The organism is Robertmurraya mesotrionivorans (assembly GCF_050971805.1).
GTDB lineage: Bacteria > Bacillota > Bacilli > Bacillales > Cytobacillaceae > Robertmurraya_A.
Map to the genome: position 1 here is coordinate 285,752 of NZ_JBPCCH010000001.1, position 989 is coordinate 286,740.

At 38.6% G+C, this 989-nt stretch carries 2 protein-coding genes; both read left to right on the forward strand.

The genetic code is table 11. The features are described 5' to 3' along the window. A partial coding sequence (locus ACRX5O_RS01395; RefSeq protein WP_433904303.1) for an ACT domain-containing protein occupies nucleotides 1-245 on the forward strand: 245 nt, incomplete at its 5' end. Nucleotides 246-345: 100 nt separating this feature from the next. Next, nucleotides 346-989, forward strand: a 644-nt coding sequence (pheA, locus tag ACRX5O_RS01400; protein WP_433904304.1) for a prephenate dehydratase, incomplete at its 3' end; no start/stop codon positions are given.

The window sequence follows — 989 nt, forward strand, 5'->3', positions numbered from 1 at the left end:
GGCTAATTACCTTGTTTTTTCATCTAGAAGATCGCTCAGGTACGCTTTCACAGCTACTTGGTGTGGTAGCATCATCTGGTTGTAACGTATTGACTATTCATCAGACAATCCCACTTCAAGGTAGGGCCAACGTAACGCTATCTTTAAATACGACAGATATGGCTATTGAAATTGAAGAACTGCTTGCACGATTACGCAGGATGGAATTTGTAGAGAAGGTTGAAGTATTAGGGTCAGGAGCATAAATTGCTTCCGCCCTGTTTTTCATTTGTATACATATTTTGTTTAAAGTGATAAAGTGATAAAAAGAGAGATATGGATTGTGGTAACAAAGGAGAGAGAATATTGAAAGTAGCATTTTTAGGACCAAGAGCCACGTTTACTGATTTAGTGACAAGAGAAATGTTTCCTCACGAGGAGCGAATTCCTTATGCTACAATTCCGGATTGCTTAGATGCAGTAATGGAGGAAGAGGTTGACGTAACGGTTGTTCCGCTTGAAAATACGTTAGAAGGATCGGTAAATATTACATTGGATTATTTAATTCATGAAATTAACTTACCGATTATTGCTGAGGTTACAACTCCTGTAAAACAGCATTTACTTGTACATCCATCTGTGAAAGAGAGATGGCAGGAGGTAACAAAAGTATTAAGCCATCCGCATGCCATTGCTCAATGTCATAAGTTCCTTCACGGATCATTAAAAGGCGTACCTTGTGAGAATGCAACGAGTACAGCTGCTGCAGCGAAGTATATTATCGAACATCCAGATGAAAACGTAGCCGCTATTGCGAATCAACTAGCTGCTAAAGAATATGGACTAGCTGTTGCAAAAGATAATATTCACGACTACGACTTTAACCATACAAGATTTATCGTACTATCAAAAAAAAACATCCCACTTCAACCAAAAACCATTGATATCAAAGGTTATAAAACGACAGTAATGGTCACATTACCTACGGACCGGTCAGGTGCTTTACATCA